This is a genomic window from Collinsella sp. BA40 (assembly GCF_008014645.1).
Lineage (GTDB): Bacteria > Actinomycetota > Coriobacteriia > Coriobacteriales > Coriobacteriaceae > Collinsella.
Window position 1 is genome coordinate 22,211 of the sequence record NZ_VOWY01000002.1, and the last position, 24,376, is coordinate 46,586.

General features: G+C 65.3%; 18 protein-coding genes and 1 tRNA gene. 4 read left to right on the forward strand and 15 right to left on the reverse strand.

Annotated elements, in window-relative coordinates:
* Positions 1–104 precede the first annotated feature (104 nt).
* A complete protein-coding gene (gene hypB, locus E4J93_RS01260; RefSeq protein ID WP_147587676.1) occupies positions 105–791 on the reverse strand; it encodes a hydrogenase nickel incorporation protein HypB in 687 nt (228 codons plus the stop codon).
* 173 nt (positions 792–964) lie between these two features.
* Here hypB and E4J93_RS01265 point away from each other — a divergent pair, with 173 nt between their 5' ends.
* Together E4J93_RS01265 and E4J93_RS01270 are read left to right on the forward strand one after the other, a co-directional pair.
* Positions 965–1,597, forward strand: a complete 633-nt coding sequence (locus E4J93_RS01265; RefSeq protein ID WP_147587677.1) for a TetR/AcrR family transcriptional regulator — start codon at positions 965–967, stop codon at positions 1,595–1,597.
* A 137-nt stretch (positions 1,598–1,734) separates the two neighbouring features.
* Entirely contained in the window at positions 1,735–2,709 is a 975-nt protein-coding gene (locus E4J93_RS01270; protein WP_147587678.1) for a DUF5692 family protein, read from the forward strand.
* A gap of 306 nt (positions 2,710–3,015) precedes the next feature.
* On the opposite strand, the gene E4J93_RS01275 is transcribed toward E4J93_RS01270, so the two are convergent.
* The 7 genes from E4J93_RS01275 to E4J93_RS01305 form a co-directional block, all read right to left on the reverse strand.
* Positions 3,016–6,954, reverse strand: a complete 3,939-nt coding sequence (locus E4J93_RS01275; protein ID WP_147587679.1) for a beta-N-acetylglucosaminidase domain-containing protein — start codon at positions 6,952–6,954, stop codon at positions 3,016–3,018.
* Positions 6,955–7,207: 253 nt separating this feature from the next.
* Positions 7,208–9,157 carry an FAD-dependent oxidoreductase gene (locus E4J93_RS01280; RefSeq protein ID WP_147587680.1) on the reverse strand — a complete coding sequence of 650 codons (1,950 nt, stop codon included), beginning with the start codon at positions 9,155–9,157 and terminating at the stop codon, positions 7,208–7,210.
* A gap of 200 nt (positions 9,158–9,357) precedes the next feature.
* Entirely contained in the window at positions 9,358–10,314 is a 957-nt protein-coding gene (locus E4J93_RS01285) for a hypothetical protein (protein WP_147587681.1), read from the reverse strand.
* A 102-nt stretch (positions 10,315–10,416) separates the two neighbouring features.
* Entirely contained in the window at positions 10,417–11,559 is a 1,143-nt protein-coding gene (locus E4J93_RS01290; RefSeq protein WP_147587682.1) for a YARHG domain-containing protein, read from the reverse strand.
* A 104-nt stretch (positions 11,560–11,663) separates the two neighbouring features.
* Positions 11,664–12,752, reverse strand: coding sequence for a zinc-ribbon domain-containing protein (locus E4J93_RS01295; protein ID WP_147587683.1), 1,089 nt, complete (start codon positions 12,750–12,752; stop codon positions 11,664–11,666).
* An 82-nt stretch (positions 12,753–12,834) separates the two neighbouring features.
* Positions 12,835–15,603 (reverse strand): CAP domain-containing protein, encoded by a 2,769-nt coding sequence (locus E4J93_RS01300; protein WP_187231552.1) that lies wholly within the window; start codon positions 15,601–15,603, stop codon positions 12,835–12,837.
* 463 nt (positions 15,604–16,066) lie between these two features.
* Positions 16,067–16,143, reverse strand: a tRNA-Met gene (locus E4J93_RS01305).
* Positions 16,144–16,382: 239 nt separating this feature from the next.
* Between E4J93_RS01305 and E4J93_RS01310 the strand changes: the two genes are divergently transcribed.
* Entirely contained in the window at positions 16,383–16,871 is a 489-nt protein-coding gene (locus tag E4J93_RS01310; RefSeq protein WP_147587685.1) for a MarR family winged helix-turn-helix transcriptional regulator, read from the forward strand.
* A 142-nt stretch (positions 16,872–17,013) separates the two neighbouring features.
* Here E4J93_RS01310 and E4J93_RS01315 read toward each other — a convergent pair whose 3' ends face one another.
* From E4J93_RS01315 to E4J93_RS01340, 6 genes are all read right to left on the reverse strand, one after another.
* Positions 17,014–17,202, reverse strand: coding sequence for a hypothetical protein (locus E4J93_RS01315; protein ID WP_147587686.1), 189 nt, complete (start codon positions 17,200–17,202; stop codon positions 17,014–17,016).
* Positions 17,203–17,204: 2 nt separating this feature from the next.
* Positions 17,205–18,089, reverse strand: coding sequence for a cytochrome c biogenesis protein (locus E4J93_RS01320; protein WP_147587687.1), 885 nt, complete (start codon positions 18,087–18,089; stop codon positions 17,205–17,207).
* A gap of 132 nt (positions 18,090–18,221) precedes the next feature.
* On the reverse strand, positions 18,222–18,971 hold the full coding sequence (locus E4J93_RS01325) for a heme exporter protein CcmB (protein ID WP_255431861.1): 750 nt from the start codon (positions 18,969–18,971) through the stop codon (positions 18,222–18,224).
* A gap of 2 nt (positions 18,972–18,973) precedes the next feature.
* On the reverse strand, positions 18,974–19,711 hold the full coding sequence (locus E4J93_RS01330) for an ABC transporter ATP-binding protein (RefSeq protein ID WP_147587688.1): 738 nt from the start codon (positions 19,709–19,711) through the stop codon (positions 18,974–18,976).
* Positions 19,704–21,875 carry a heme lyase CcmF/NrfE family subunit gene (locus tag E4J93_RS01335; protein WP_147587689.1) on the reverse strand — a complete coding sequence of 724 codons (2,172 nt, stop codon included), beginning with the start codon at positions 21,873–21,875 and terminating at the stop codon, positions 19,704–19,706. The genes E4J93_RS01330 and E4J93_RS01335 overlap by 8 nt, the downstream gene beginning before the upstream one ends.
* A 145-nt stretch (positions 21,876–22,020) precedes the next feature.
* A complete protein-coding gene (locus E4J93_RS01340) occupies positions 22,021–22,692 on the reverse strand; it encodes a cytochrome c maturation protein CcmE (protein ID WP_147587690.1) in 672 nt (223 codons plus the stop codon).
* A 111-nt stretch (positions 22,693–22,803) separates the two neighbouring features.
* Between E4J93_RS01340 and E4J93_RS01345 the strand changes: the two genes are divergently transcribed.
* The gene (locus E4J93_RS01345; protein ID WP_147587691.1) at positions 22,804–23,571 is read left to right on the forward strand and encodes a type III pantothenate kinase; all 768 of its coding nucleotides are present in this window, start codon (positions 22,804–22,806) and stop codon (positions 23,569–23,571) included.
* A gap of 123 nt (positions 23,572–23,694) precedes the next feature.
* Here the strand turns inward: E4J93_RS01345 and E4J93_RS01350 are convergent, their stop codons facing one another.
* Positions 23,695–24,363, reverse strand: a complete 669-nt coding sequence (locus tag E4J93_RS01350; RefSeq protein WP_147587692.1) for a hypothetical protein — start codon at positions 24,361–24,363, stop codon at positions 23,695–23,697.
* Positions 24,364–24,376 lie beyond the last annotated feature (13 nt).

Below are 24,376 nucleotides of genomic sequence, written 5' to 3' on the forward strand. Positions count from 1 at the left end.
GCTCGCGGCAGCGCCGGCGCGCGGTCGACGCGCATCGACGATGGCGCCCGAATCGCGCGCCTCAATTTAGTGCCTGTCCCCTTTTTCGAGGTGCGGTGCGATCGCTAGGCGCGCTTCCAGGCGGCCACGCGCTCGCGCAGCCAGCTGGCCCATGCCTCGATGCCCTCGCCCGTCTTGGCGCTGATGGGGATGATCGTGGCCTCGGGGTTGCGCATGAGGATGTTCTCGCGCACGCGCTCCATGCTGAAGGTGTCGAACACCGGCAGCGCGTCGATCTTGTTGATGAGCACCACGTCGCAGATGCTGAACATGAGCGGGTACTTGAGCGGCTTGTCGTCGCCCTCGGGCACCGAGAGGATCATCGCGTTGGCCGAGGCGCCGGTATCGAACTCCGCCGGGCACACCAGGTTGCCAACGTTCTCAAGGATCGCGAGGTCGACCGGGGCGCCATCGCCCTCGGCCAGCAAGCCATCCAGGCCCTGCTCGGTCATATAGGCGTCCAGATGGCACATGCCGCCCGTATGGAGCTGGATCGCGCGGGCGCCCGTGCCGGCGATGGTGCGCGCATCCACATCGGAATCGATATCGGCTTCCATCACCGCGATCGAAAGCTCGTCGCGCAGCGCCTCGATGGTGCGCGTGAGCGTGGTGGTCTTACCCGAACCCGGGCTCGACATGAGGTTGAGCAGGAAGGTTCCGCGACGCTTGAGGTCGTCGCGCAGTTCGTCTGCCTTGCGATCGTTGTTCGCGAAGACGCTTTCCTTCACTTCGAGAATGCGCACGTCTGCCATGCAGGCTCTCCAATCGGCTACACTTTTCACGCGTGCAGCCGCACCGGACCGGCGCCCCGAACGCGCATATCGTCAGCTGTATGTCAGATTAATATATTGACGTTTCGTCAACATAGGTCAAGACTGTATTCAGCAGGTGAGCCGTAAACGTAAAATGAAAGGACGTGACGGGCATGGCACGCGGATCGGAACCCAATCGCAAGCGCCAGGCGCACGACGCGCGGCGCGAGAAGATCCTGGCCGCCGTCCGGACCGTCTGCGTGCAGGACGGCCTCAGCCGATTGTCGGTTTCCGCCGTCGCCAAGCACGCAGGCTGCACGCGCTCGCTGTTCTACCACTACTTCCCCACCAAGGAGGACGCGTTCGACGCGCTCATCGACGAAAGCATCGACACGTTCGTGGAGCAGCTCGTCGAGTGGAACGCGCAGCGCATCGCCGGCGATATCGAGGGGTCGCTCGACAGCGCGGCCGAGCTGCTCAAGCGCCTCATTCTCAAACGCGACGACGAGTTCTCGCAATCGCTCTTTTCGGGAAGCAACTCGGCGCTGTACGCCAGCTTCGTCCACCGCGTCGCCGACCGCACGGCGCGCTACATCTGCGAGTCCACGGTAGTTGACTTCGCATCGTCGCACGAGGTGCGCATCGACCACCTATACGAAACGTTCTACGTGCTCATCACCGGGCTCATCATGTACGTGCGCACGCATCCCGATGTCGATACGGAGACGATCAAGGACATCGTCGCCAGCACGCTGCATATCGAGGGGTACACGAAGAAGTACCCCGACCGCCGGCCCGAGCGCTAACAACCTGGCGTGCCCCTTTCCAAGATCGCACAAGGCAGCGGGCGCTGACATTTCGTCAACTTTTTGTTGACGGAGTGTCAACGTTGATGGAAACTCAACAATGCGTTGACATACCGTCAAATTAGAAAGGGGAACCCATGTTGTTCCAGGTGTATGGCGAAACCGCCATGTTCCAATGGCTGGGCTGGGTCGCGGTCTTCGCGTGCCTCATCCTTGCCAACGAGGTCGCGCGCCGTTCCAAGGCCGGCGGCATCTTCTGCTTCCTCGCCCTCCCCGCGGCCCTCACGGTCTACTTCATCAGCATCTACGTATGCGCCGGCATGGGCATGGAGTGGGCGCTCAACAACCCCACGTACCTGCATATGAACAGCTGGTTCCACTACGCCAAGCTGTACGCCGCCACGGCGGGCTGCATCGGCTTCATGATGATCAAGTACGACTGGGGCAAGCTCGGTCGAGCCGAGTGGTTCAAGGTGTTCCCCTTCGCCATCGTGGCCATCAACATCCTCATCGCCGTGGTGTCCGATTTCGAAAGCGCCTTCCGCGCGTTCGGCACCACGTGGGTTAGCTCCGAGGGCGTCACGCTCATGGGCGGCTGGCACAACGTGTTCAACGGCGTGGCCGGCCTCATCAACATCCTGTGCATGACCGGCTGGTGGGGCATCTACCGCTCTAAGAAGGGCGACGACATGCTGTGGCCAGACATGACCTGGGTCTTCATCATTGCCTATGACCTGTGGAACTTCTGCTACACCTATAACTGCCTGCCCACGCACGCCTGGTACTGCGGCCTGGCGCTGCTCCTGGCGCCCACGGTGGCCAACTTCTTCTGGAACAAGGGCGGCTGGATTCAGAACCGCGCCAACACGCTGGCCCTGTGGTGCATGTTCGCCCAGGTGTTCCCGATGTTCCAGGACTACAGCGTGTTCTCGGTCGATTCGGTGAACAACCCCCAGATCAACCTGGTTGTTTCCATCATCGCGCTGGCCGCCAACATCGCGGCGTTCGGCTACATCATGTACCGTGCGAAGAAGCTGGGCGTGAACCCGTACAAGCACGAGGTGTTCCGCGGCACGCGCGATTACGAGCAGGCAATGGCACGCGCGGCATAGGCCGCCCCTCGCCCGCGCGGGCAGCCCCGAAAGCTGCCCGCGCCCTCGGATTGGCCCCTCTCAGACCAGCTCTCGGATTAGGGACAGGCACTTTTCCGAGCAGACCGCCGGGGCACTCCGGAACGCGCCCGCAGTCCCCCCCTCTCAGATTAGTGCCTGTCCCTTTTCTGAGCACGTGTGGGGATGAAATGACGAAGAGGCCCCGACGGAACCGTCGGGGCCTCTTCTTGTTACCGGGTGCGCTGGACGGATGATGCCAGCGCACCCACCACGTTGCCGCGGGGATCGAACGTGATCCCGGCAGTCTTACACGAGGTTCTTGTCGGCCATACGATGCAGGAACGCAGCCATGTCGCAGCGGGCGATCTGGTCGTACGGACGATACGTCTTGGAGCCGTCGGCCTCATCGAAGCCGGTGGACACGCCGGAAGCGGCGAGCCACAGCACGGCCTCGCGATGCGGGGTGTCGGCCACGATGTCGGCGAACGAGACGTCGGAGGCATCGTAGGCGGGCTCGCCGGCCATGCGATAGAGGAACGCGGCCATGTCGTTACGGGTGACCTCGGCATAGGGACGGAACTCCGCCGTGCCATCGGCGCCCTTGAAGCCGGTGGAGATGCCCTCGGCGGCAAGCCAGAGGATGGCCTTGCTGTGCGGGGTGCTCTCGTCGACATCGGAGAATGCCGGGGCGCTCTCGACGTCGTACTCGGGCTCGCCGGCCATGCGATAGAGGAACGCGGCCATGTCGTTACGGGTGACCTTCGCATAGGGGCGGAAGCTGAGGGTGCCGTCCTCGTTCTTGAAGCCGGTGGAGATGCCGTTGGCAGCCAGCCAGGCGATGTGCTCGGCGTGATCGGTGTTGTCGTCAACGTCGATGAAGTCGATGGGGTTGACCTTCACGAGCGAGGCAAAGGCCTCGGAGAGCGCCTTCACGGCGTCATCGACCTGCTGCTGCGTGGCGTTCTCGGTGTCGAGCACCTTCTGGGCGTCGGCGCGGACGGCGTCGAACGCCTTCCAGGACGCGCTGGTGTAGTCGGCCTTGTTGAGGTCGGCGCACTTGGCCAGCTCGGCCACAAGCTTGGTGACGTTCACGAGCTTGGCGGCGGCGTCATCGAGCTTGGCGATGGCGGCGGCCACCTTCTCCTGGGTCGCGCCGGCACCGTCGACGAGCGCCTGGGCCTCGTCGCGGGCGGTCTTGAAGGCGGTCCAGCTGGCCTTGGTGTAGTCGGCCTCGTTCAGGCCGGCGTGCTTCTCGAGGGCGGCCTTGAGGTCGGCAACCTTCACGAGCGCGGCAGCCTTGTCGGCGACGCGCTTGGCGGCGGCGTCGACCTGGTCCTGGGAGGCGCGGCCGTTATCGAGCAGCTGCTGGGCCTCGTCGCGGGCCGTCTTGAAGGCGGCCCAGGTTGCCTTGTTGTAGTCGCCCTCGACCAGGCCCTCGTGCTTGGCCAGCTCGGCCTTGAGGGCAGCGGTGTTCACCAGGGCGTCGCGGGCTGCGACGAGCGCGGTGTGGGCGGCGTCGACCTCGTCCTGGGTCTTGTCGCCGCGAGTGAGCAGCTCGGTGGCTGCATCGCGGGCCTCAACGAGCTTGCCCCAGGTGGTGGCGGTGTGGTCGGCCTCGGCCAGGCCGGAGACCTCCTCGAGCAGAGCCTCGAGGTCAGCGGTGTTGGGAGCTACGTACTCGGGCAGCTGCGACACGTCGCCGGTGATGCCGTATGCCTCGAACTCGAAGATACGGGCGGCGGGCCACTGGGTACCCGGGGACACGGCGCGGCGGATGTCGAGCTTGACGTAGCGACCGGCCGTAGGCGTGATGGCATGCTCGGTCACGCCCTTGGTGTTGTTGTCGACATCGACGACCTTGGTGTAGTTACGGCCATCGGTGCTGACGGAGATGGTGAACGAGTGGGTGTTGGCGGATGCGCCCTCGCCACCGGCCTCGGCATGATGGATGCGGAAGCTCGACAGCGTGTAGGTGTCCTTCAGGTCAACGGTCAGCCACTGGCCGCTGTTGCCGGTGGCGCACCACTTGCTGCCCGTGACCAAACCGTCGACGGCCTTCTCGGCGCCCTCGGTAGGAGCTGCGGAGCCGCTCGCCGTCGCATGCTTCTTCAGCGCGAGGTTGTCCATCTTCTCGGGCATGGAATCGACGACGTAAACGACGCTCTTCTTGGACACGGTATCCTCGCCGAAGCGGTTGCGGACCGTAAGCGTCACGTCATAGCGACCGGGCTTCGTGTAGACCACGGTGGGCTCAGCCTCGTTCGAGATGGCCTTGGTGGCACCGGGGAAGCTCCACTCGTACTCGGCAGCAGACGTCGAGCTGGTGTTCGTAAAGGTCACCTCGGTGCCCTTCTGGACCAGCGAGGCGGAGACCTCGAACCCGGCCTTGGGCTCGATCTGGTATGCCAGGGCGTCCTTGATGAAGTAGACCATGCTGCGCTCGGAGACGAGCTTGCCCGCCTCAAGGGCCGACACGGTGCGGTTGAGCTCGGAGGTAAGGCTGTTCACCTTGTCCTGCTCGCCCTTAACCTTGGCGATGACCAGGTCGATGGCCTTGTCGCCCGCCTGGCCCACCTGGCCGAGCTTAGCGACAAAGGAGCTGATGGGGCCGAAGTCGCCACCCGTAAGGGCGTTGGAGGCATCGACCATGGCCTTCATGTCGGCGCGCAGGGCGAGGACGTTCTTGTCCTGGGCGGGATCCTCGGAAACAACCACGGACTTCAGCAGGGCGTCGGCATGTGCCTTGGCCTCCGGGGCGTCGGGGCGACCGCAGGAGAAGGAGCCGCCGAACACCTGCGAGGAATGAAGGGCCAGCGTGCGAACGTGCTCGGCGTGCTCGGGATAGGAGAGCTCGCAGGACGCCTCAAGGGAGGCATCCTCGTCGTAGGCCTGAACGTTCCATGAATAGTCGGCGCCCGTGCCCAGCGTGACGCGGGACAGGCTGGCGCGGCCCATGGGGTTCATGACGAAGTAGCCGATCTTATCGAAGACGGCCTTGTCGATGCCGTGGATGGGGCCCATGGCAAGCTTATCGAGCTGATAGTCGTTGCAGGGATAGTTCCACCAGATAGCAGCGCGGTCTCCGTAGACGCTCGTCATGAACTCGGCGTCCTTGACCGTGATGCCGTCGGGAACGACGGAGCTGCCCGTCCACATCACCTTGATGTCGGGGTCGATCGTCTTGGCGAAGTTGGCGGTATAGGGCTTGGTGCTGGCGCCGTCGAGCATGGCGTTGGAGTCGTACTCGGTGGGAACCGTAGCCAGGGTGCAGGGCTCGGCCTGCTTCTTGATGAACTCCTTGTTGAAACGGTTGAGGAGCTTGGCCTGGCCCACGCCGTCCTTATTGCTGATGTCGTCGAAGAAGATGGCGAAGTCGCGCACGCCGTTGTCGTACATGAGCTTGCACTTGTTGACGAGCGCCTGGAAATCGGACTCGCTCGTGAGGTTGATGGAGTTGCCCGGCGACAGCGCGAACACGAAATCGACCTTGTTGGCCTTGGCCTCCTTGACAAGGGCGACCATCTTGTCCATCTGGTCCTGCGGATAGGGCTCGCGCCAACGATCGCGGTGGAACGGATCCTCCTTCGGCGCGTAGATATAGGTGTTCATCTTGGTCTTGCCGTAGAAGCGCACCTGATTCATGCGGTCCTCCCACGACCAGTCCTCCTTGCCGCGGGCGTAGAAGCCCTCGATGGTGCCGCGGACGGGCAGCGAAGGCTCGTCGGAGATGCGCGCGTTGGGTACGTCCTTGCCCTCGATGAGCTGAGCGAGCGTCTGCGCAGCATAATAGCTGCCGTCGCCGCCGGCACCCGTGAGGACGATGGCCTTGCGCGCGGCGTCGACGCCGAGGACGTAGCCCTCTTCATCGAGCTCGGCCGCGTTGGCCAGACCCATAGCGGTTGCAAGCGCGTCGCGCGCCGAGCAGGCATCGTCGGCCTCGGTGAGGTAGATGGCGGTAGCGCCCTCGGTTGCGCCCTGGGCGGCGGTGCGCTCGGTCACCGTGATGCCCGCATCCTTAAGCAGCTGCTTCACGACGCGCACGGCGTCGGCGTCGGCGACATCAGCGCCGACCAGCTCTACGTTGGAAAGCGACAGGGCGCCATCCTGGTAGGTTGCAGACTTGGGTACCGGGAGCAGCTCCGGCGTGGCACCCGCCGCGTACGCAGCTTCGGCGCCGGCGCCCGAAACCGCTGCAGCGACTGCCAGCGTGAGCGCACCCAGGCCCATGGCCCGTTTGAATCCCATGCCTTCTCCTTTCTGAAAGGTTTACAGACTGTATGCAATGGTAGGTCTGTATGCATGGGAAGCCGTCCGCTTTTAGCGGTACGGCGGCCGTTTGTCGATAAACGGCGAGCGGTGGCTTTCAGGCTCAAAACCACATTAGAGCAGGTCGCTGCCGCAAAATTCAGTCCACACAGGCATGATGGCGGCAAGCTGGCAGCCGCGGCGGCGCACGTCGCCGGATGCATGCGGTATGCATCCGGCGACATATTAGAACCTACAGCGCGCAGGCGGCCTCGTAGCCGGCCTCGATGGCGTCGCGCAGGTTGCCGCACTGCTTGGAGTCGCCCAGCACGTGGCAGGTGAAACCCGCCTCGGCCAGCGCGTCGGCGAGCGCGGCGTTAGGGCGATAGCCCAGCGCCAGGACCAGGGTGTCGGCGCCCTCGATCACATGCTCCTCGCCGTCCTTCTCGTAGGAGATGGTGTCCTCGGTCACGCCCGTGAGCTTGGCCTCGGTGAGCACGTGGACGCCCTTGTCGAGGATGCGGGTCACGAGCACCGCGCGGCCGGCGCCGCCCTCGTTGGCGGCGAGCGTGCGGGTCATCTCGATGAGCGTGACGTCGCGGTTGGACGGTGCCAGGTCGTTGACCAGCGGAGCCAGGTAGTCGGCCGTCTCGCAGCCCACGGAGCCGCCGCCCACGATGACAATCTTCTTGCCCGGGAACGCGCGGCCTGCCAGCAGGTCGTCGGCGGTCATGACCTGCTTGAAGCCCGTCATGAAGCCGGGGACGATGGGCTCGGCGCCGTAGGCCAGGACCACCTCGTAGCCCGCGAAGTCGCGCTGGATGTCCTCGGCCGTGAGCTCGACGCCCATGCGGACGTCCACCCCGGCGTCGGCCAGACGGCTGAACTGGTACTTGATGACGCGGGTGAGCTCCTGCTTCGCCGGCGGGACCGACGCGATGCGCAGCTGGCCGCCGGGCTCCTCCTGCTTATCCACGAGCACCACGTGGTGACCGCGGCGCGCGGCGATGTACGCAGCCTCCATACCGGTAGGGCCGGCGCCGACCACCAGCACGTTCTTCTTCTCGGCAGCCGGCTCGAAGCCCGCCTCGTCGTGCTCGACGTCCGGGTTGACCGTGCAGGCGATGGGCTTGCCGAACATGATGCCGTTCAGGCAGCGCAGGCAGCCGATGCACGGGCGGACCTCCTCGGCGCGCCCCGCAGCGGCCTTGTTGCAGAACTCGGCGTCGCACAGGTTGGCGCGGCCCATCATGCAGATGTCGGCGGCACCGTCCTCGATGAGCTCCTCGGCGATCCACGCCTCGTTGATACGTCCCACGGTGGCCACGGGGATGGTCACGTGCTTCTTGATCTCGCGCGAGAGGGCGGCGTGGCTGGCCTGCTTGGTGCCCGCGGCGGGGATAGCCGAGCCGCGCTTGATGGTGGTGCCGCCGGAGACGTGGATCATGTCGACGCCGGCCTTCTCCAGGCGGCGGGACACGTAGATCATGTCGTTGAGCGTGAGGCCGCCATCGGTGTACTCGTCACCGGAGATGCGCACGTCGATGATGAAGTCCTTGCCGCAGCGCTCGCGGATCTCGGCGATGACCTCCAGCAGGAAGCGCATGCGCGCGTCCAGGCTGCCGCCGTACTCGTCGGTGCGCTTGTTGTACTGGGGCGAGAGGAATCCTCCGAGCATGCCGTGGGCATGGGCGGCGTGGACCTCGACGCCGTCGACGCCGGCCTTCTGCATGCGCTCGGCCGCGTCGCCGAACTGGCGGGTGAGCTCGTGGATCTCGTCGATGGTGATGGGACGCGGCGCCTCGCGGGCGTAGGACGGGCCCACGAAGGACGGGGCGATCAGGCGCGGCGTACCCGGAACGTTGAACGCCATGTACGCAGGATGGAACAGCTGCGGCATGATCTTGGCGCCGTACTGGTGAACCGCGGCGGCGAGCTTTTCCCAGCCGGGGATGAAGGTGTCGTCATAGCAGCACATATCGCCAGGCAGATAGGTATACGTGGGCTCGACGGTCACGACCTCGGTGATGATGAGGCCCACGCCGCCCTTGGCACGCGCCGTGTAGTGATCGATCAGCGCGTCGGTAACATAGCCGTGGTCGGCCAGGTTCGTGGATACGGGCGGCATGAACACGCGGTTCTTAACCTCTTGCGTGCCCACCTTGATGGGGCTGAACAGCATCGGATAGGCCTGGGATTCCATGAATCTCCCCTCTTTCGCAAAGCGAAAACGACAAATGTGCATTTACACACTCAAATACTGTAGCGCAAAAGGGGGAAAGGCGCGGGCGGCCTTCCCTTCCAAGCTGCTCCCAAGGCCGGCAAGGCGCCCCACATGCCGCAGGCCGCAACGGCGGGCGAACGGCGCCAGATGGCGCGACCCGGCGCCGCCGCCCCGCGGCCCTACTCCGCGAGCTTCAGGAAGTGCGGCCCCATAGCGCTCACCTGCATGGGGCGCACGTCGGAAAAGCCACGCAGGTCGTCGACGGCGATAACGACGCGCTGGCCGTCATATTGCTGCCAGGGCACGGACTCTTCCCCGTATCCCAGCACCATGTTCTCGATGGGCAACGCAAAGCGCTCGTGGCTCGTGGGGTCGCCCGATATTCCGGTGCCCTGCGGGCTGCCCTCGACATACAACATCGCAACGCCGCGGGCGCCATACGGAGACGTGCCGTCGGGGTCGTTGGGATCGTAGCCGTGCAGCTCCATCCAGATACCGTGCTCGCGGTCGTACATGCGCACGGTTCCCGTAAACACCTGCTTTCCCTGCGCCTGTGCCTGCGCTGCGGGGTCGTTGCGGCGCTCCGCCTCGGCGACGGCGCCCTCGCGGCGCTTCACGGCCGCGTACCTGAGGCTCGCGGCGCGCGCGGCGTCCATGCCGTCCAGCCCCTTCACGCCGTCGTATGCCGCCGCGATAGCATCGTCATCTGCCTCCAGCGCGGCGACGGGCGCCAAGACGAGCTCGCTTCCAAGCTCGAGACCGCCCTCGGCATCCACCGTCGCGGCGGCGAGGGCCCCCACGATGGAGTAGATCGTGCCATCGGCCGCGATGGGCGAGGACGTCACCGAAATCGAATACGAGCCTTCGGGCAACTGGGCTCCCGAGCCGTCGCCCTGGATCGCATATACCTGGTCGATCGGTACGCCGCTCGCATCGACGCCCTGGACGCGCACGGGCACCGGGGTGCCCGAAGACGTATCCAGGCCCTCGGCGGCAATGGGAATCGACACGGGATGCGCCGGCAGCGATGCCGGGGCGGGGCGCAGCGCGAACACCACCGCGCCCACGGCGAGCATCACCGCGGCGAAGACGGCAACCTGGCCGCCCGATATCTTCATACCCTGCTTCTTTTCCATGGCATTCTCCTTCTCCAACAGCTTTGCGACGATCCAACGAAGCGCGGCCGCGCGCCGGGAGCCAACCGGCTTCGCATGCCCCGGCGAGCCGCGCCGGACGCGCTACCCGTTATAGCCCATGATGTTGCGCGCCGGCGTGCCATCGTCCTTGCACAAGGCGGACGCGATCTGCGCCCCGTTGCGATAGAAGGCAACCGGGTACAGGTACATCCCGCCGCCTTCCCACCACGAGGCACCGCCGACCTCCGGGGTCACGCAATCCAGGCTATCCGGAATGCCAAGAGCCCGGCGCGCCGCCTGCACCGCCGCGTCGCTCAAGCCGGCGGGCGCCGATGAAGAAGCACCGCCGTACTTCTTGTCCTTCTCGACCTTGAGGAGCAGCGCGGCGTTGGCCCGTTCCACGTCGTTGAGCGGGCTGGGCGAAAGCGCGTCGAACTGCTCCGGCGTGTACTGCTGCCGGTACCACGACTGGCTGGCAAAGTACGCCGCGAGCTCCTGATCGGCAAAGCCGCGACCATGGCGCGCGTAGATCTCGTTGCGCGCGATGGAGAGGTCCCACTCGCTCAATCCGGATACCTCGGCCTCGCTGTACAGATGGGTTGCCGACTCGGGCAGCACGTAGTTGTCGGGCGTCGGCTGCTGCGGCGCCGGAGCAACCTCCTGCGGGACGGGCGCGGCGGGTTCATCCTTGGGAGCCGGGCCCTTGGAAATCGTGAGGTCGACCTCGGAGCCCGCGGCGGCCTTCTCGCCGGGCACGGGCGATGCCAGGCTCACCTGGCCCGCCGGATAGTCGTCGCTATACGCCACGGCCACCGCCCCGAGCTTCAGGTTGGCATCGGCAAGCATGCCGGCCGCATCCTCTTGCGTGCTCCCCAGCAATTCGGGCACGGACACCTCGCCCGCAGCAGAGCCCATCGGGGAAGGCGACACGGCCATTCCCACGCCAATGGCGAGCACCAGGCCAGCCGCGGCCCCGAGCACCGCGGGCACGGCGTATTTCCTACGGCCCCCTTTGGCCGCGGGGGCCGCCTCGTCACCGTCCGCGATGGAGCCGTCGTCACCTGCAGCCCCGGAATCATCCGGCGCCGAAGCCGGGGCTTCGGACGCACCGTCCTGCAGAACCTCGCCCGCGGCCTCGCGCTCCTCCCCGCATTCGCCGGCCTCGCATGCGGACGCGCCGCACTTGATACAGAACTTGTCATCGGGCTGAAGCTGCGCGCCGCATTTGATACAGAAGCGTGCCACGCCTACCACCTTTCCTCTACGCCGCCGGCACCGCCGGGGCCTCTTCCACACATCTCGACTCAACAGCGAAAGGGGCCGCGCGGGCCCCTTTCGCCACGTAGGCGCTAGTCCTCGGACTCGCTGCCCAGTTCCTTTTCCACAACCACGCGCGTTACCTCGAAATGATCGACATCGAGGTCGCCGTGATATGAGACCTCAACCTCTTTCGACTCGCCCGGATTGAGATACTCGAAGAGCCGGTCGGTGCAATCGTAGGCAGACGCGACACCGGAGGACCCGCTGCGGCGCGCGATCGAGCCGTCGGCGGCAACGCCGACTGTATACACGCGGGCCATGCGCCACTTGTAGTTGGTCTGGTTGGTGATCCTCACCTTGAGCAGCGGGTTGTTGTAGTCGTTGACCATCATCGTCAGATCGACCTTGTAGTCGTCCTTCTTCAGCTCGGGATATTCCTCGCTGCCGGTACGACTGGCAAAGGCGACCTCGACCCTCACGCTCTCCATATCCTCAAGGCGATACTGCTGCTCGTCGCCGGTGTACGTGCTCTTGTGCGTTCCCACGACCCCGTCGACATCGCAGGGGATGAGCTCGACGGTGCTCTCTCCCGGCAGGACGCGCGGAATGTTGGTCGAGCCGGTCTCGGCGACAACCATGCTGATCTCGTCTTCCTTCAGCTGCTCATCGCCATAGCTGTCAAGCACCTTGTAGGTGCCGTACACCCTGACGATGGCATCCTTCAAAACCTCCCCCGTGTTGTTCTTCATCTTGAAGCGAACACCGGGACGGGCGTACACATCGTCCGCGATAACGACGTCGTCGGCTTCGAGGTCCTCATAGCGAGTCTTAACAAGGTGGTCGCCCCTCGTCTCGTCGCTCGACGCCTTCGAGCCATCTGCCACGTCCTGTTTGGCAGGCGGCTCCTTGGGAGCCAGCGCGCCCGATGCGAAGACCGCGGCACCGCCGCCCACCACGAGCACCAATGCGGCGGCCGCGATCAGCTTGCCCTTACCGCCCTTGCGCGGAGCAGGCTGGGCCTCGTTGTCCCGCACGGCGACATCGGTCTTAGCGTCGACGGGGAGCGTCGGCTCAGACGGAGCGGCATCCTCGGCCACCGGTTCGTTCTTCGTGCCGCACGATGGGCAGAAGAAGGCGTCCTCGGGCAGCTTCTTCCCGCAGTTCTTGCAAAATGCCATGAGTATCTCCCTTCATTGCGGAGGGCTCGACCGCGCTGCAAACGCCATCGGGCCCCTCCGATGATTCCCGTAAAAGCGAGTGCTATCCCTGGCGCTCGCGACGACGATACGCCCCTGCAGCGCCAAGGACCCCCAGACCGGCTGCGGCCATGGCGGCGGCGATGGCAGCATCAAGGTCGCCGGTTGCCGGAATCCTATCCTTGGAGGTATCCGAAGACGCCGCCTCGGCATCTCCCTTGGACTCTTCGGGCTTCTTGGCCGGAGCGTCGGCGTCCGCCGCGCGCGCGGCGTCGCGGGCGGCCTCGAGACGGGCGCGCTCTGCCGTCGCCGCATCGAGCTGCTCTTTAGCCTCGGCAAGCCGGCGCTCCTTGGACTCCAGATCCGCCTCGGCGTCGTCTACGGCGGCCTCGCAGAGACTCAGCGCGGAACGAGCCTCGGACAGCGTTGCCGAAAGATTCCTGACGGCCTTCATGGATTGCTCGACCTCGGCCTTCTTTGCCGCATAAGCAGCCTGGGCCGCATCGAGGTCCGCCTTGGCGCGGTCGTACCTCGTACCCGAATCGGTGATGGCGGCGTATCGGGTCCGAACGGCATCGAGCTCGGACGCCGCCTGGTTCTTGGCGGCCTCGAGCGCGGGCAACTGGGCGCGAGCGTCGGCGAGCTGGGCGCGCTTGGATGCGAGCTGCTGGTTGATGCGGGCCTTCTCGGCTTCGACCGCGCTGCGCACGCGCGCAAGCTCCGCTTCGGCGGCGCGCTTCGACTCGGCGGCACGGGCCTCCTCGGCCTTCGCGGCATCGAGCTTGGCCTTTGCCTCAGCGGTGCCGATATTGGTCTTGGCATGGTCGTCCACGGCCTTGTCCGCCGCAGCCTTGGCGCGGTCGGCGGCGTCGCGGGCGGCCTTCTTGCCCGCCAGGTCCTGGGCCGCGATGCGCGCGTCGACATCGTCGATCTCTTTCAGGAGCTGGTCGATCCGCGCCTGCAGCTGGCTATTGCCGCCACCCTGCTCGATAGCCTTAAGCAGACGGGCGCGGTAGGCGTCGACCGTGTAGATGTTCTCGAGGAGGTTATAGTAAACGGGACGACCATCGAGACCACCGTAGGGGCCGACCTTGTTCTCATCGCGGAACTCCTGGCCCATGACGGGACGGCCGTTGAAGCCGGTCGCGTTCCACGCGGCGCCGGTGACGGTGTAGGAGCCCTCGACGATGTTCTCGTAGTGACCGGTCTGGCCGCCGGAGCCGCCGGGCTGGTAGACCTTGCCCGTGGCGGGGTCGGTCACGGCGTGTCCGAGGGCGTTGGCCTTCTCGTTCCAGTACCAACCCTCGTAGGCGGTGTGGGCGTCGGTGTAGCCGGCATTGATGTTCTCGGCCCAGCCCTGAGCGCCGTGGCTGTGGCTGGCGACGTGCTCGAGCTTGCCGGTCTTCTTGAGGTTGGCCGCAGACCAGTTCGTGTTCATGATGGCGATCGCCATAGCCACGTCGGAGACGTAGAGCTCGGGCAGGCCCTCAGCCTTGCGCAAGGCGTTGCACTCGGCGATGAGGTCGAGAGCCTTCAGCATGTTGCCGATGGCGGATGCGTCATTGGGATCGTTCAGGTTGGTGTACTTGGACAGGACGTCGGACTTGTCACCGTCGATGTATACGTCGCGCCAACCATTGAGAATGTTCTGGGCCATAGCGCCAGGTGCAACATTGTCGACGTAATCAGGCTTGATGCCCCCGTCGTCAACAACACCCTGGTTCTTGATGAACTCGAAGAAGTCGTTAGCGTTCTTGATGGTGCTCTGGCCACCGGTCTCCATCTGCTTGCGCAGCTCGTCGACCTTCTTCTGCTTCTCGGCCTTCTGCGACTCGAGGTCCTTCACCGTCTGGCTCGCGGTCTCGTACGCCGAACGCGCGTTGTCTGCCGCGCGCTTGGCATCGGCCGCGGCCTTCACCAACCGGTCGTACTCGGCCGCCCAGGCCTCATGCCCGCGCAAAGCGTCGTCGTAGACCCGCTGGGCCGCGTCCACGGCGGCATGCGCATCGTCGTGCGCCGTACGCGCATCGGCGGCTTTCTTCTGGGCCGCCGAGAGCTTGTTGTCCTGCACGGCCAAGCGCCCCTCGAGGTCGGTCACCTCGCCGGCCAGGCGGTCCGCCAGGCGCTTGCGTCCGCTATACGCCGAAGCAGCCGCATCGTAGGCGGACTGCTTGCCCGCGATGGCGGCGTCGGCCTGGGCGCGCGCCGTGGATCCCGAGCGCTCGACGGTCTTGTTATAGGCTTTCCGGGCTGCGATAAGACACTGCCGAGCCTGCTCTTTCTCCTCGGTCTGCCACTCTTCGATGGCATCGTATTCGGTCTGCGCGCGCTGCAGCTCGGCGCGGGAGGCGGCGATAGCGCCTCCATCCACGAGCTCCGCAGCAGCCGCATAAGCGTCGCGCGCGCGGCCGTACTCGGTCTTGGCCGCGTCGAGCGTAGATGAAAGCGAAGGCAGGGCGGCGCTGGCAGCGTCAAACACGACCTTTTCCTCATCGAGCCGCACCTGAGCTCGATCCGCCTGGCGCTTGGCCTCGTCATATTCCCGATCGGCCGCGCGCTTGGCGGCAAGCGCTTCATCGTACGCCGCCTGTGCCTCGCGCTTGGCAGCCTCGAGGCCATCGAAATCGGTTGCCGCAAGGAACGCGTCCAGCTCCGCCTGCGCTTTCGCCAAGGCGTCATTCGCTTTCGAAGCACGTGTAGCGGCGGCGCGCACCGCGGCATCCGCGCTGGTCTGCGCCAGGGCCGTTGCCGGGGACAGCACCGAAGGGGCCGCCATAGCGGCGGCCAGCATCACGGCAACCGCGGTCTTCGGGTTCGTCCGCTTGGTGGGCATGGATATCACGTCCCCTTTCATTGATGTGGCGTTCTTGCTCGTCGGCATAGACCTGTTAACCTGTGATTTCGATAGGAAATACACAGTACTATCCTCTAACAGATGTTAACCCTGCATCATTTATCGGGCAACCCACGCGGCGGCCGTTGGGCGAGGCGCCCGCGACGGAGCCCTTGTCTTCGATCTTGCTCATAGATGCTTCCCTCCGAAAACAGCCCGCCCATCCGACGGGCTGCCCACTTTATGTGCTTGTCTATGCATATCAATTGTATAGGACTTGCCTACAGCCTCCATGAGCAAAACCGCCGTCCGCCTGGACTTTTGCGCGGCAGACCGTGAAACTTACTGCGAAGTTGAGGAAGCGCCGTCTCGAGCGCGCCTGAAAAAGGCGTCGAAAGCTTGAGCGCCGATCGCCCTCGATAACAAAAAAGCTCGCCGGCAAAGCCGACGAGCTGCAAGTTCTTGGTCGCGGGGGCAGGATTTGAACCTACGACCTCCGGGTTATGAGCCCGGCGAGCTACCAGACTGCTCCACCCCGCAATGTCTGGACGCACTGTGTGCGCAAGTAAATATAATAGGGTGATCCACGATCTAATGCAAGCACTTTTTCAAACTTTTTTTCGCCTGTGTCAAATTCGGCCAAACTTTTATCATTTTTCGATAAAGTGTTACTGTTTTGGCAGCTTACTCTTTATACAAGGGGCGAAGGCGTATACAATCAAAAACCAATTGTGTTTATATGCAATCATTTTTAATCTGTTAGCTATCTTGGAGGAGCCTTGCCCGTCCAGCCGACCGCGAACGCCACTGCCGACGCTCTGCATCGCGAGGTAATCGAAAAGCTCATCAGCACCCAGCGGTGCTTGCAAAAGTGGCACGCTGCAGTCCAGCAATCGGCCGGATCGCCCGCGTTCAGCCCGCTCCGAGGGCAAGGGCGCGTCCTCTCCCTTCTTGCTCGCAAGACCGAGATGCGCCAGCGCGATATGTGCGAACAGCTGGGCATCCGTCCGCAATCGCTCGGCGAGATGCTCTTCAAGCTTGAAAAGAACGGCCTCATCGAGCGGCGCGCGCTCGATACGGGCAACCATGCGCTATCCGTCCGAATCACCGATAAGGGTCTGGCTCTTGCCACCGACACCGCCGTCGTCCCCAACTTCGACTCGTTCACCGACGACGAGCTGCGCTCCTACATCACGTTTCTGGACCGCACGATGATCGAGCTCAACCGCCATCGCGAGCTGCTCACGAAAACCGAAGCGGCCGAGTAGCCCGCACCCGCCATCCACGAAAGCGCCCGTCGGCAGATAGACCCCTGCCGACGGGCGCTTTCGTAGGCACGCTCATGCATCCACATGACAAAGGGCGCCGCCCCTTTTTGAGGCGACGCCCGGGAACTACCGTAGGGGCTTCCTACTCCTTGCGCTCGCGCTCTTCCAACGCGCGCTTCAGCGCCTCGATGTCCTCGCTCGTGTGCTTGGATTTCTTCCACAGCGAGAACACGTACACGAACAGCGTGAGCCAGATGCCCACATACGCGGCGAGCACGAACGGAGCCGCCGGCAATACGGTCGAATAGACCTCGGAAAGAATCGCATCCATGGTTAGTCCTCCTTGCTCGGGTTCTCGTCATCGGCGCGGGCGGCGACAGCCGACGCGTCGCAGGCAGCTTCGCGCACCACCTCGACCGCGTGCCGCGCGCTCAGGCGCTCGAGCGCCGCGGCCGCCGCGCGCTCGTTCGCACGGGCATCCAGCTCTTCCAGCTGCTCTTTCAGCTCCTCGACCGCCTGGGCATCGCCATGTACGCGCAGCGCATAGCGGTACAGCGCGAAACCGATCATGAGCATGCCGAACAAGCCCAGCAAAAACGGGATCAGCATCATGGGCGGCAGGCCGCTATCGGTGCGGAACACCACCGGATGGATCGACGAGGGCACCAAGCGCGTGATGAAGAACGAGATGGGCGCGTCGATGAACGCGATGATTCCGAAGACCGCGCAGAACCGCGCGCGCTTCTCGGGGTCGTCGATGGCGTTGCGCAGGATGAAGTACCCGATCACCAGCAGCATCAAGATGAAGTACGTGGTAAGCCGCGGCTCCCACACCCACCACACGCCCCACTCGAAGCAGGTCCACAGGTCGCCCGAAATCATGGTTGCCACGATGAAGACGAGCGCGACCTGGGCCGCGACATAGGCGCGCAGGTCGTACGCACGGTCCTTGGTCATGAGGAAGCGCACGCCGTAGTACGCCAGAAACGCCATCACGACGAACGAGGCGATGGCCACCGGAACGTGCAGGTAGAAGATCTTCTGGCTGAGCAGAAGCTTGGTGGTGACCATCTGGCCGGCAATCACCACGGGCTCGGAAAGCTGGGCGCCCTGGACCAGCGGAGCCAGCGTGAACGTCCATACCACGTCCACCGCGGTGAGCACCGCGCCCAGAAGCAGCAACAGCGGAACAAGTCGATCGGCTTTCGATTGCACCATGCTCCCCTTTCTCCTTATAGAACGAAAACGTGCCGCCCGCCCGCGCGAACGGCACGCCCATAGTACCCGAACTCGGCTCGCGCGACCTACCCTGCAAGAGGGTATATCGCCCGCCCGGAGCCTCGCGGCGCGCTAGGCGTCCACCACGAACTCGTAAAGGCCCCAGGCCGCGGCGATCATGACGACGTCGTAGACGAGCGCCACGCCGCACGAGGTCCAGAAGGTCCCCATAGTGCCCTCCACACCCAGAAACGCGCAGGTGGTCGCCGAAACGCAGGCGTAGAGCAGCGGAAAGGCCACGGGAATGAACAGGATGGCCAGCAGCACGTCGCGACCGCGCGTTTCGATGGTCATGGTGGACAGCAGGGTGCCCACGCCGGCGACGCCCACCGTGCCGACAAGCAACGGCACCGCGATGAGCGGGGTCGTTGCCGCGAGCTCGGCGCCCGAGAGGAAGAACAGGAAGAACAGCGGAACGACGACGACCTCTACCGCCAGCAAGAACAGCAGGTTGCTAGTTGCCTTGGCCAAAAAGATCACCGCGCGGTCCACGGGCGCCAGCAGGATGCCCTCCAGGCAGCCCGACTCCGTCTCGTGCCCGAAGCTGCGGTTGAGACCTAGCAGGCTCGTGAAGATCACAAGCGCCCACAGCAGGCCGCCGGCAAACGACACCACCTGGAGCTTATCGCCCACCTGCGCGAGCGCGGCGCCGTAGATGGTGAGCACCAGCAGCGCGTACACGCCCATGGAGGTGAGCATCTCGCGCGTGCGAAGCTCCTGGCGCACATCCTTTGCAAGCAAGGCGCGATACTGGGCCAGCGCACGCGGCGCCCGGCCGCCGGAACCTTTCGCGCAGACGCGCTCGTTCTCGATACGGGACACGGTTACGACACCCCCGTTCCAACGGTTGCGAGGTACAGGTCGCGGAAGGCCGCGGCGTCGACGCGCTCTTTCTCGGCGCACACCACCACGCGGCCGCGCGCCAGGATGAGCGCGTGCGAGCACATGGCGAAGCCCTTCTCGAGGTCATGGCTCACCATTACGAAGGTGCGGCCGTCGCGCACGCGCCCGATGAGCTCGTCGAAGAGCTCGGCCGCGTGCGGGTCGAGGCCCGAATACGGCTCGTCCAGCAAGACGAGCTCGGGGTCGTTCACCAGCGCGCGGGCAATGGAGAGCCGCTGCTGCATGCCGCGCGAGAAGGTGCGCGCGCAGTCGTTGCACCGATGGTCGAGCTCGACCAGGCGCAGCAGCTCGTCGATGCGCGCCTCGTCGACGTCGCCGTACAGCGAGGCGAAGAACCGCAGGTTCTCGCGGGCCGTGAGGTCGCCGTAGAGCATCGGCTTATGCGAGATAAGGCCGATGCGGGAGCGCAGCGAGTCCGGCTCCTCGAGCGCATCGACGCCCAGCAGCGACAGCTCGCCGCGCGTGGGGCGCGAGAGCAGCGCCAGCATGCGCAGGAGCGTGGTCTTTCCGGCGCCGTTGGGACCGAAGATCGACAGGAAGGCGCCGGACGGCACCTCCAGGTCCACGCCATCCAGTCCGCGACGACGGCCGAACTGCTTCACCAGGCCGCGGGCGCTCACCGCGAGCGGGGCCGCGGAACCGTCATGCGCGCTAGCCACGGCGGTCGCCCTTCGCCGATGCGGCAACCGGCTCGGACGATGCGCCCGCTGCGGCGCGCTCGTCGGCTGCCAGCAGCGGCGTGGCGCGGCGCGGCGCGAACGCCAGCACGATGCCCAGCACCGTCACGCCCGCGCCGATCCAGTTGAACAGGATCAACGGGTTGATCTTCACGTTGACGGACAGCGCGCCGTTCGCATTCAGGCCCTGGAACGCCACGAACAGGTCCTCCATGGGGAAGGTGAGCACGCCGGCGTGCAGCGTCTGCTGACCCGTGTTGGAAGCCCTCACCTCCATGGACGGCGCGAGCGTGCCCAGCTGGGCGCCGGTCGACGCGTCCGTCACGGTTAGCGTGACCTCCTTGATGAGGTCGTCGTTCGAATCGGTGTATTCGCGCTGGCCCGCAAACGTCAGCTCGTACGCGCCCACGCGGCCGCTCGTGCCGGGCTTCGCCTCGAGGTCGAGCGTCTGCTCCTGGACGTACATGGACGAGCCAACCAGACCCACCAGCACGATGGCGACGCCCAGATGCGTGAGGTAGCCGCCGGCCTGGGCCGGGGAGCGGCGGAACAGGTTGCAGGTTGCCAGCACCGGGTTCTCGCCCTTGTTGCGCATACGGGCTCGCACGCCGCGCGACAGCAGGTACAGCGAGGACGTGAACAGCAGCGCCGCCGCAGCGAAGCCCAGCACCGTGAGCGCGAAGTAGTACAGCTTGGGACCCTGCTCGACCAGCGCCCGGGCGGCCGGGCCGCCCGCCGCCACGATGGCATCGTACTCGGGCATGAACTTCGTCACGAACAGCGCCATCAGCCCGGCGAACAGCACGGCGCCCGAGACGAGCGGCACGCGCATGGTACGGGCGAACGCCGCACCGTCGGTCTTGCGCCAGCCCAGCATGGGGCAAACGGCCATGAGCAGGCACAGCAGCGTGCCCACCGGACGCGCCACCGCGCTGTAGGCGCCGGCGGGAATCACCTTGCCGCCCAGCGGCATCCACGTGGGCAGCGCGCTGCAGATGGTGAGGTAGGCCACGAGAACGGCGGACACGATCATGACCAGGTTGGTGATGTAGTAGGAACCGTTCTTGGAGACGAGGGACTCGATCTCGTCGTCATCGTCCATCTGGCCGTGGCGATAGAGCAGGCCGATGAGGAAGGCCATGCCCGCCGCAACCATGATGCCCAGGAAGAAATACGTGGACACGGGGTCCTCGGCGAAGGCATGCACCGACTGCACCAGGCCGGAACGCGTGATGAACGTGCCCAGCACCACGAAGATGAAGGTGATGGTGGCGCTGAACATGCTCCAGCGCTTGAAGCAGCCGCGCTTGCGGTAGAGCGTGAAGCTGTGGATGAGCGCCACGCCGGTGAGCCAGCTCATGAGGCTGGCGTTCTCCACGGCGTCCCATGCCCAGAAGCCGCCCCAGCCCAGCACCACATAGGCCCACACGGCGCCCAGCGCCATGCCGATGGTAAGGAAGATGAAGCTGAAGACGGCGTAGCGGTCGCACAGCTCGACCCAGCGGGCGGACAGGTCGCCCGTGATGAGGGCCGCCATGGCGTAGGCGAACGGGATGGTCATGCCGGCGTAGCCGATGAACGTCGCCGGCGGATGCAAGATCATGGCCCAATGCATGAGCAGCGGGTTCATGCCGCCGATCTTGCCGGCCAGCGTGCCGTCGGCGTTGAGGAACTCGGGCGCGGTGGCCATGAACGGGTTGTTGGACTCCGAGAAAACGAGGGTGGCCGCGAACAGCGCCACGATGATCTGCGCGACGGCGAGGGCGCTGCTGGACAGGCCGTCCGTGGCGCGCATGCGCTTCCACGCCACGACGCTGCCGAACAGCGAGATGAGCCAGGTCCACAGCAGCAGCGAGCCCTGGCGGCCCGCCCACACGGCCGATACCTCGTACAGCGGCTTGAGTGCGCTATCGGTATTGGGATAGTTCGACACCACATAGGCCAGGCTGTAGTTCTCCGTCACGAAGCAGGCCAAGATGATGGCGATGCACAGCGTGAGGGCGATGGTGGTGCCGAACACCATGAGGTAGCCGGCGTTGACCAGGCGCTCGCGGCGCCCCTTCACGCCGACCAGCAGCACCGCGGCGCTCAACAGCGCCGCCAGCATGGCAAAGACCTGCAGGCCGTTTCCCAGCATGGAAACCATAGACGTTTCTCCTTGTAGATCGTATGCCGGGTGCACGGGCTCCCGGCGCGGTCACAACGCGGGCGCTTACGGCCCGTCCTGGTATGGAAAGCGCCCGCCGCCGGCATCATCCGGCGCGCGGGCGCGCGAAAGGCGTCGGGCGGGCCTAAGCCTTGATAGACGAATCGATCGAGGGCTGCTCGGTGGCGATGAAGGAGCCGTCGGAATCCAGGTGGCCGGAGATGACCACCGCCGTGCCGTCCTTGATCTGCTCGTCCAAGCCGCCGTCGTACACCACGTCGAGCGTGGCGCCCTGCGACTCGATGGTGAAGCGGTACGCAGCCTGGGCATCGTTGACGGGCCCCTGGACGTAGCCGCACACCTTGGTGTCCTTGAAGAGCATGGTGTCGGCCTGGTCGAACAGGCCCTTCACGGTGAGGGAGCCCTCGGCGCTCTCGTACTTGGAGGGGCATTTGGTCACCATCTCGGTTGCAAGCAGGGTCTTTCCCTCAACGGTGCCGGTGCAGATGGCCACCACGCCCGTACCGAAGGTCGCGGGAAGCGCGCCGTTGTACTGGACCTCGAGCTGATCGGCCCCGGCGTCGTCGCCCTCGGGCTCGATCTTGAAGATGGCCGTAGCCCCCTCGCTGGCAAGCGAGTCCGCCACCACCGAGCCGGAAACCTGGACCTTCTTGCCCTCGTACGAACCGCCCAGGACGTCGGCGATGGAAAGCGACGACGCCGCTCCGCCGGAACCGGCCACGGCGACGATCACGAGCATGGCGATGACCACGATGCCGCCCACGACGACCAGGCGGCGCTTTGCCTTTTTATTCATTTTGCGTCTACTCCGCACCTAGATAGAGGGTCGAATGCAATGATTCAGTATACAATGAGCGCTCGCACTTACCGCAAATCATAAGCAATTGCGACCCAAAATGGAGACACCATGCTGCTTGCCGTAGATATGGGCAACACCCACACCGCGCTGGGCCTTTTCGATGGCGACGACCTCGTTGCCTCGTGGCGCATGCCCACGGACCGCACGTTCACCAAAGACGAGATCCACGTGCGTCTGCAGGGGTATTTCCGTATGTACGAACAGGACCTCGCAAACGTGACGGCCATCGCCTTCGCCGGCGTGGTCCCGCAGCTCGTACGCGAATGGCAGGGCGTGGCCGCGCAGCTGGGCGTCTCCATGCTGCAGGTGGGGGCCGACACTGCCGCGGTCACCCGCATCGACGCGCCGCGCCCCGCCGAGGTGGGCGCCGACCGCGTCGCCAACGCCACCGCGGCCGTGGCGCTCTACGGGGCGCCGAGCATCGTGGTTGATTTTGGCACCGCCACCAACATCGACGTCATCGACGAGCGCGGATACTACATCGGCGGCGCCATCGCGCCCGGTATCCGCATCTCCATGGACGCGCTCACGGCGCGCGCGGCGCGCTTGGCAAGCATCCCGCTCGAGGCGCCCGCGACCACTATCGGCCGCACCACCGTGGAAGCCGTGCAAAGCGGCGCCGTATGCGGAGCCGCCGCTATGGCCGAGGGCCTGGTCGCGCGCATCAAGCGCGAGCTCGGCGCGAGCGACGCGCGCGTCATCGCCACGGGCGGGCTCGCCGCGATGGTCGCAACGTGCACCGACGTCTTCGACGTGCTGGACCAGCAGCTCACCCTGAAGGGCATCCGCGAGATCTACCGCCGCATGCAGGCCTAACCGGCCACCTCGGAAAAGTGCCTGTCCCTAATCTGAGCCTGTCCCCAATCTGAGCAGAGCAATGCTCAGATTGGGGACAGGCACTTTTCCGAGCACGTTGCCAAGCTATGGGATTGCGCGGGCCTAGATGGCGCGGACGATCACGGCCTCGGACGGCAGCTCCTGCTCGGAGCCGTCCGCGGCGGTAATGCAGGCGCGACCCCAGATATCCAGGCCGGTGAACGTGCCCACCGCCACGGGCAAGCCGTTGGGCGAAAGCGCCGCGGCCTTATGGCCCAGCAGCGGAACCAAGTCGAAATAATCGGACAGCACCGGAGCCATAGGGCCGGGCGAGGGGCGCGTTGCAAGCAGCTGCTCCCATGCGGCCACCTTGTGCTCGATGGCGGCAGCCAGCTGAACCCGCAGCTCATCGCGTACCGGCAGCTCCACGCCGGACCGCTCGGCGGCACCGGCGAGCACGGGCATGTCCACGCTCAGCGTCACGCTGGCCGCCGGCCCCGCCTCTCCCGCATGCGCGTGCACGCCCACCTTGCCCATGAACAGGTCGAAGTCGAACGAAGCGGTGTCGGCGCTCATCGCCTCGCGCGGCTTCTCGCCACCCGGCTCGGGCGCCTGGGCGCGGCGCGCCACCAGATCCGCCGGCCAACCGATGCCCACCTGCTTACCCATGCCCAGGCCGTGCAGGTACTCCACCACGCCCATCGCGCACACCTGCGACAGCGCGATGAACTCCATCATCTTCACCTTGGGCGTGAGTTCGAGCTCCACGCACAGCTGGTCGACCTCGGCCATCTTGCACCAACCT

What these genes read in the sequence shown, in the direction of transcription:
- hypB (WP_147587676.1), bottom strand. Translation starts at nt 791, where the DNA reads ATGGCAGACGTGCGCATTCTCGAAGTGAAGGAAAGCGTCTTCGCGAAC.
- E4J93_RS01265 (WP_147587677.1), top strand. Translation starts at nt 965, where the DNA reads ATGGCACGCGGATCGGAACCCAATCGCAAGCGCCAGGCGCACGACGCG.
- E4J93_RS01270 (WP_147587678.1), top strand. Translation starts at nt 1,735, where the DNA reads ATGTTGTTCCAGGTGTATGGCGAAACCGCCATGTTCCAATGGCTGGGC.
- E4J93_RS01275 (WP_147587679.1), bottom strand. Translation starts at nt 6,954, where the DNA reads ATGGGATTCAAACGGGCCATGGGCCTGGGTGCGCTCACGCTGGCAGTC.
- E4J93_RS01280 (WP_147587680.1), bottom strand. Translation starts at nt 9,157, where the DNA reads ATGGAATCCCAGGCCTATCCGATGCTGTTCAGCCCCATCAAGGTGGGC.
- E4J93_RS01285 (WP_147587681.1), bottom strand. Translation starts at nt 10,314, where the DNA reads ATGGAAAAGAAGCAGGGTATGAAGATATCGGGCGGCCAGGTTGCCGTC.
- E4J93_RS01295 (WP_147587683.1), bottom strand. Translation starts at nt 12,752, where the DNA reads ATGGCATTTTGCAAGAACTGCGGGAAGAAGCTGCCCGAGGACGCCTTC.
- E4J93_RS01300 (WP_187231552.1), bottom strand. Translation starts at nt 15,603, where the DNA reads ATGCCCACCAAGCGGACGAACCCGAAGACCGCGGTTGCCGTGATGCTG.
- E4J93_RS01315 (WP_147587686.1), bottom strand. Translation starts at nt 17,202, where the DNA reads ATGGATGCGATTCTTTCCGAGGTCTATTCGACCGTATTGCCGGCGGCT.
- E4J93_RS01320 (WP_147587687.1), bottom strand. Translation starts at nt 18,089, where the DNA reads ATGGTGCAATCGAAAGCCGATCGACTTGTTCCGCTGTTGCTGCTTCTG.
- E4J93_RS01335 (WP_147587689.1), bottom strand. Translation starts at nt 21,875, where the DNA reads ATGGTTTCCATGCTGGGAAACGGCCTGCAGGTCTTTGCCATGCTGGCG.
- E4J93_RS01340 (WP_147587690.1), bottom strand. Translation starts at nt 22,692, where the DNA reads ATGAATAAAAAGGCAAAGCGCCGCCTGGTCGTCGTGGGCGGCATCGTG.
- E4J93_RS01345 (WP_147587691.1), top strand. Translation starts at nt 22,804, where the DNA reads ATGCTGCTTGCCGTAGATATGGGCAACACCCACACCGCGCTGGGCCTT.
- E4J93_RS01350 (WP_147587692.1), bottom strand. Translation starts at nt 24,363, where the DNA reads ATGGCCGAGGTCGACCAGCTGTGCGTGGAGCTCGAACTCACGCCCAAG.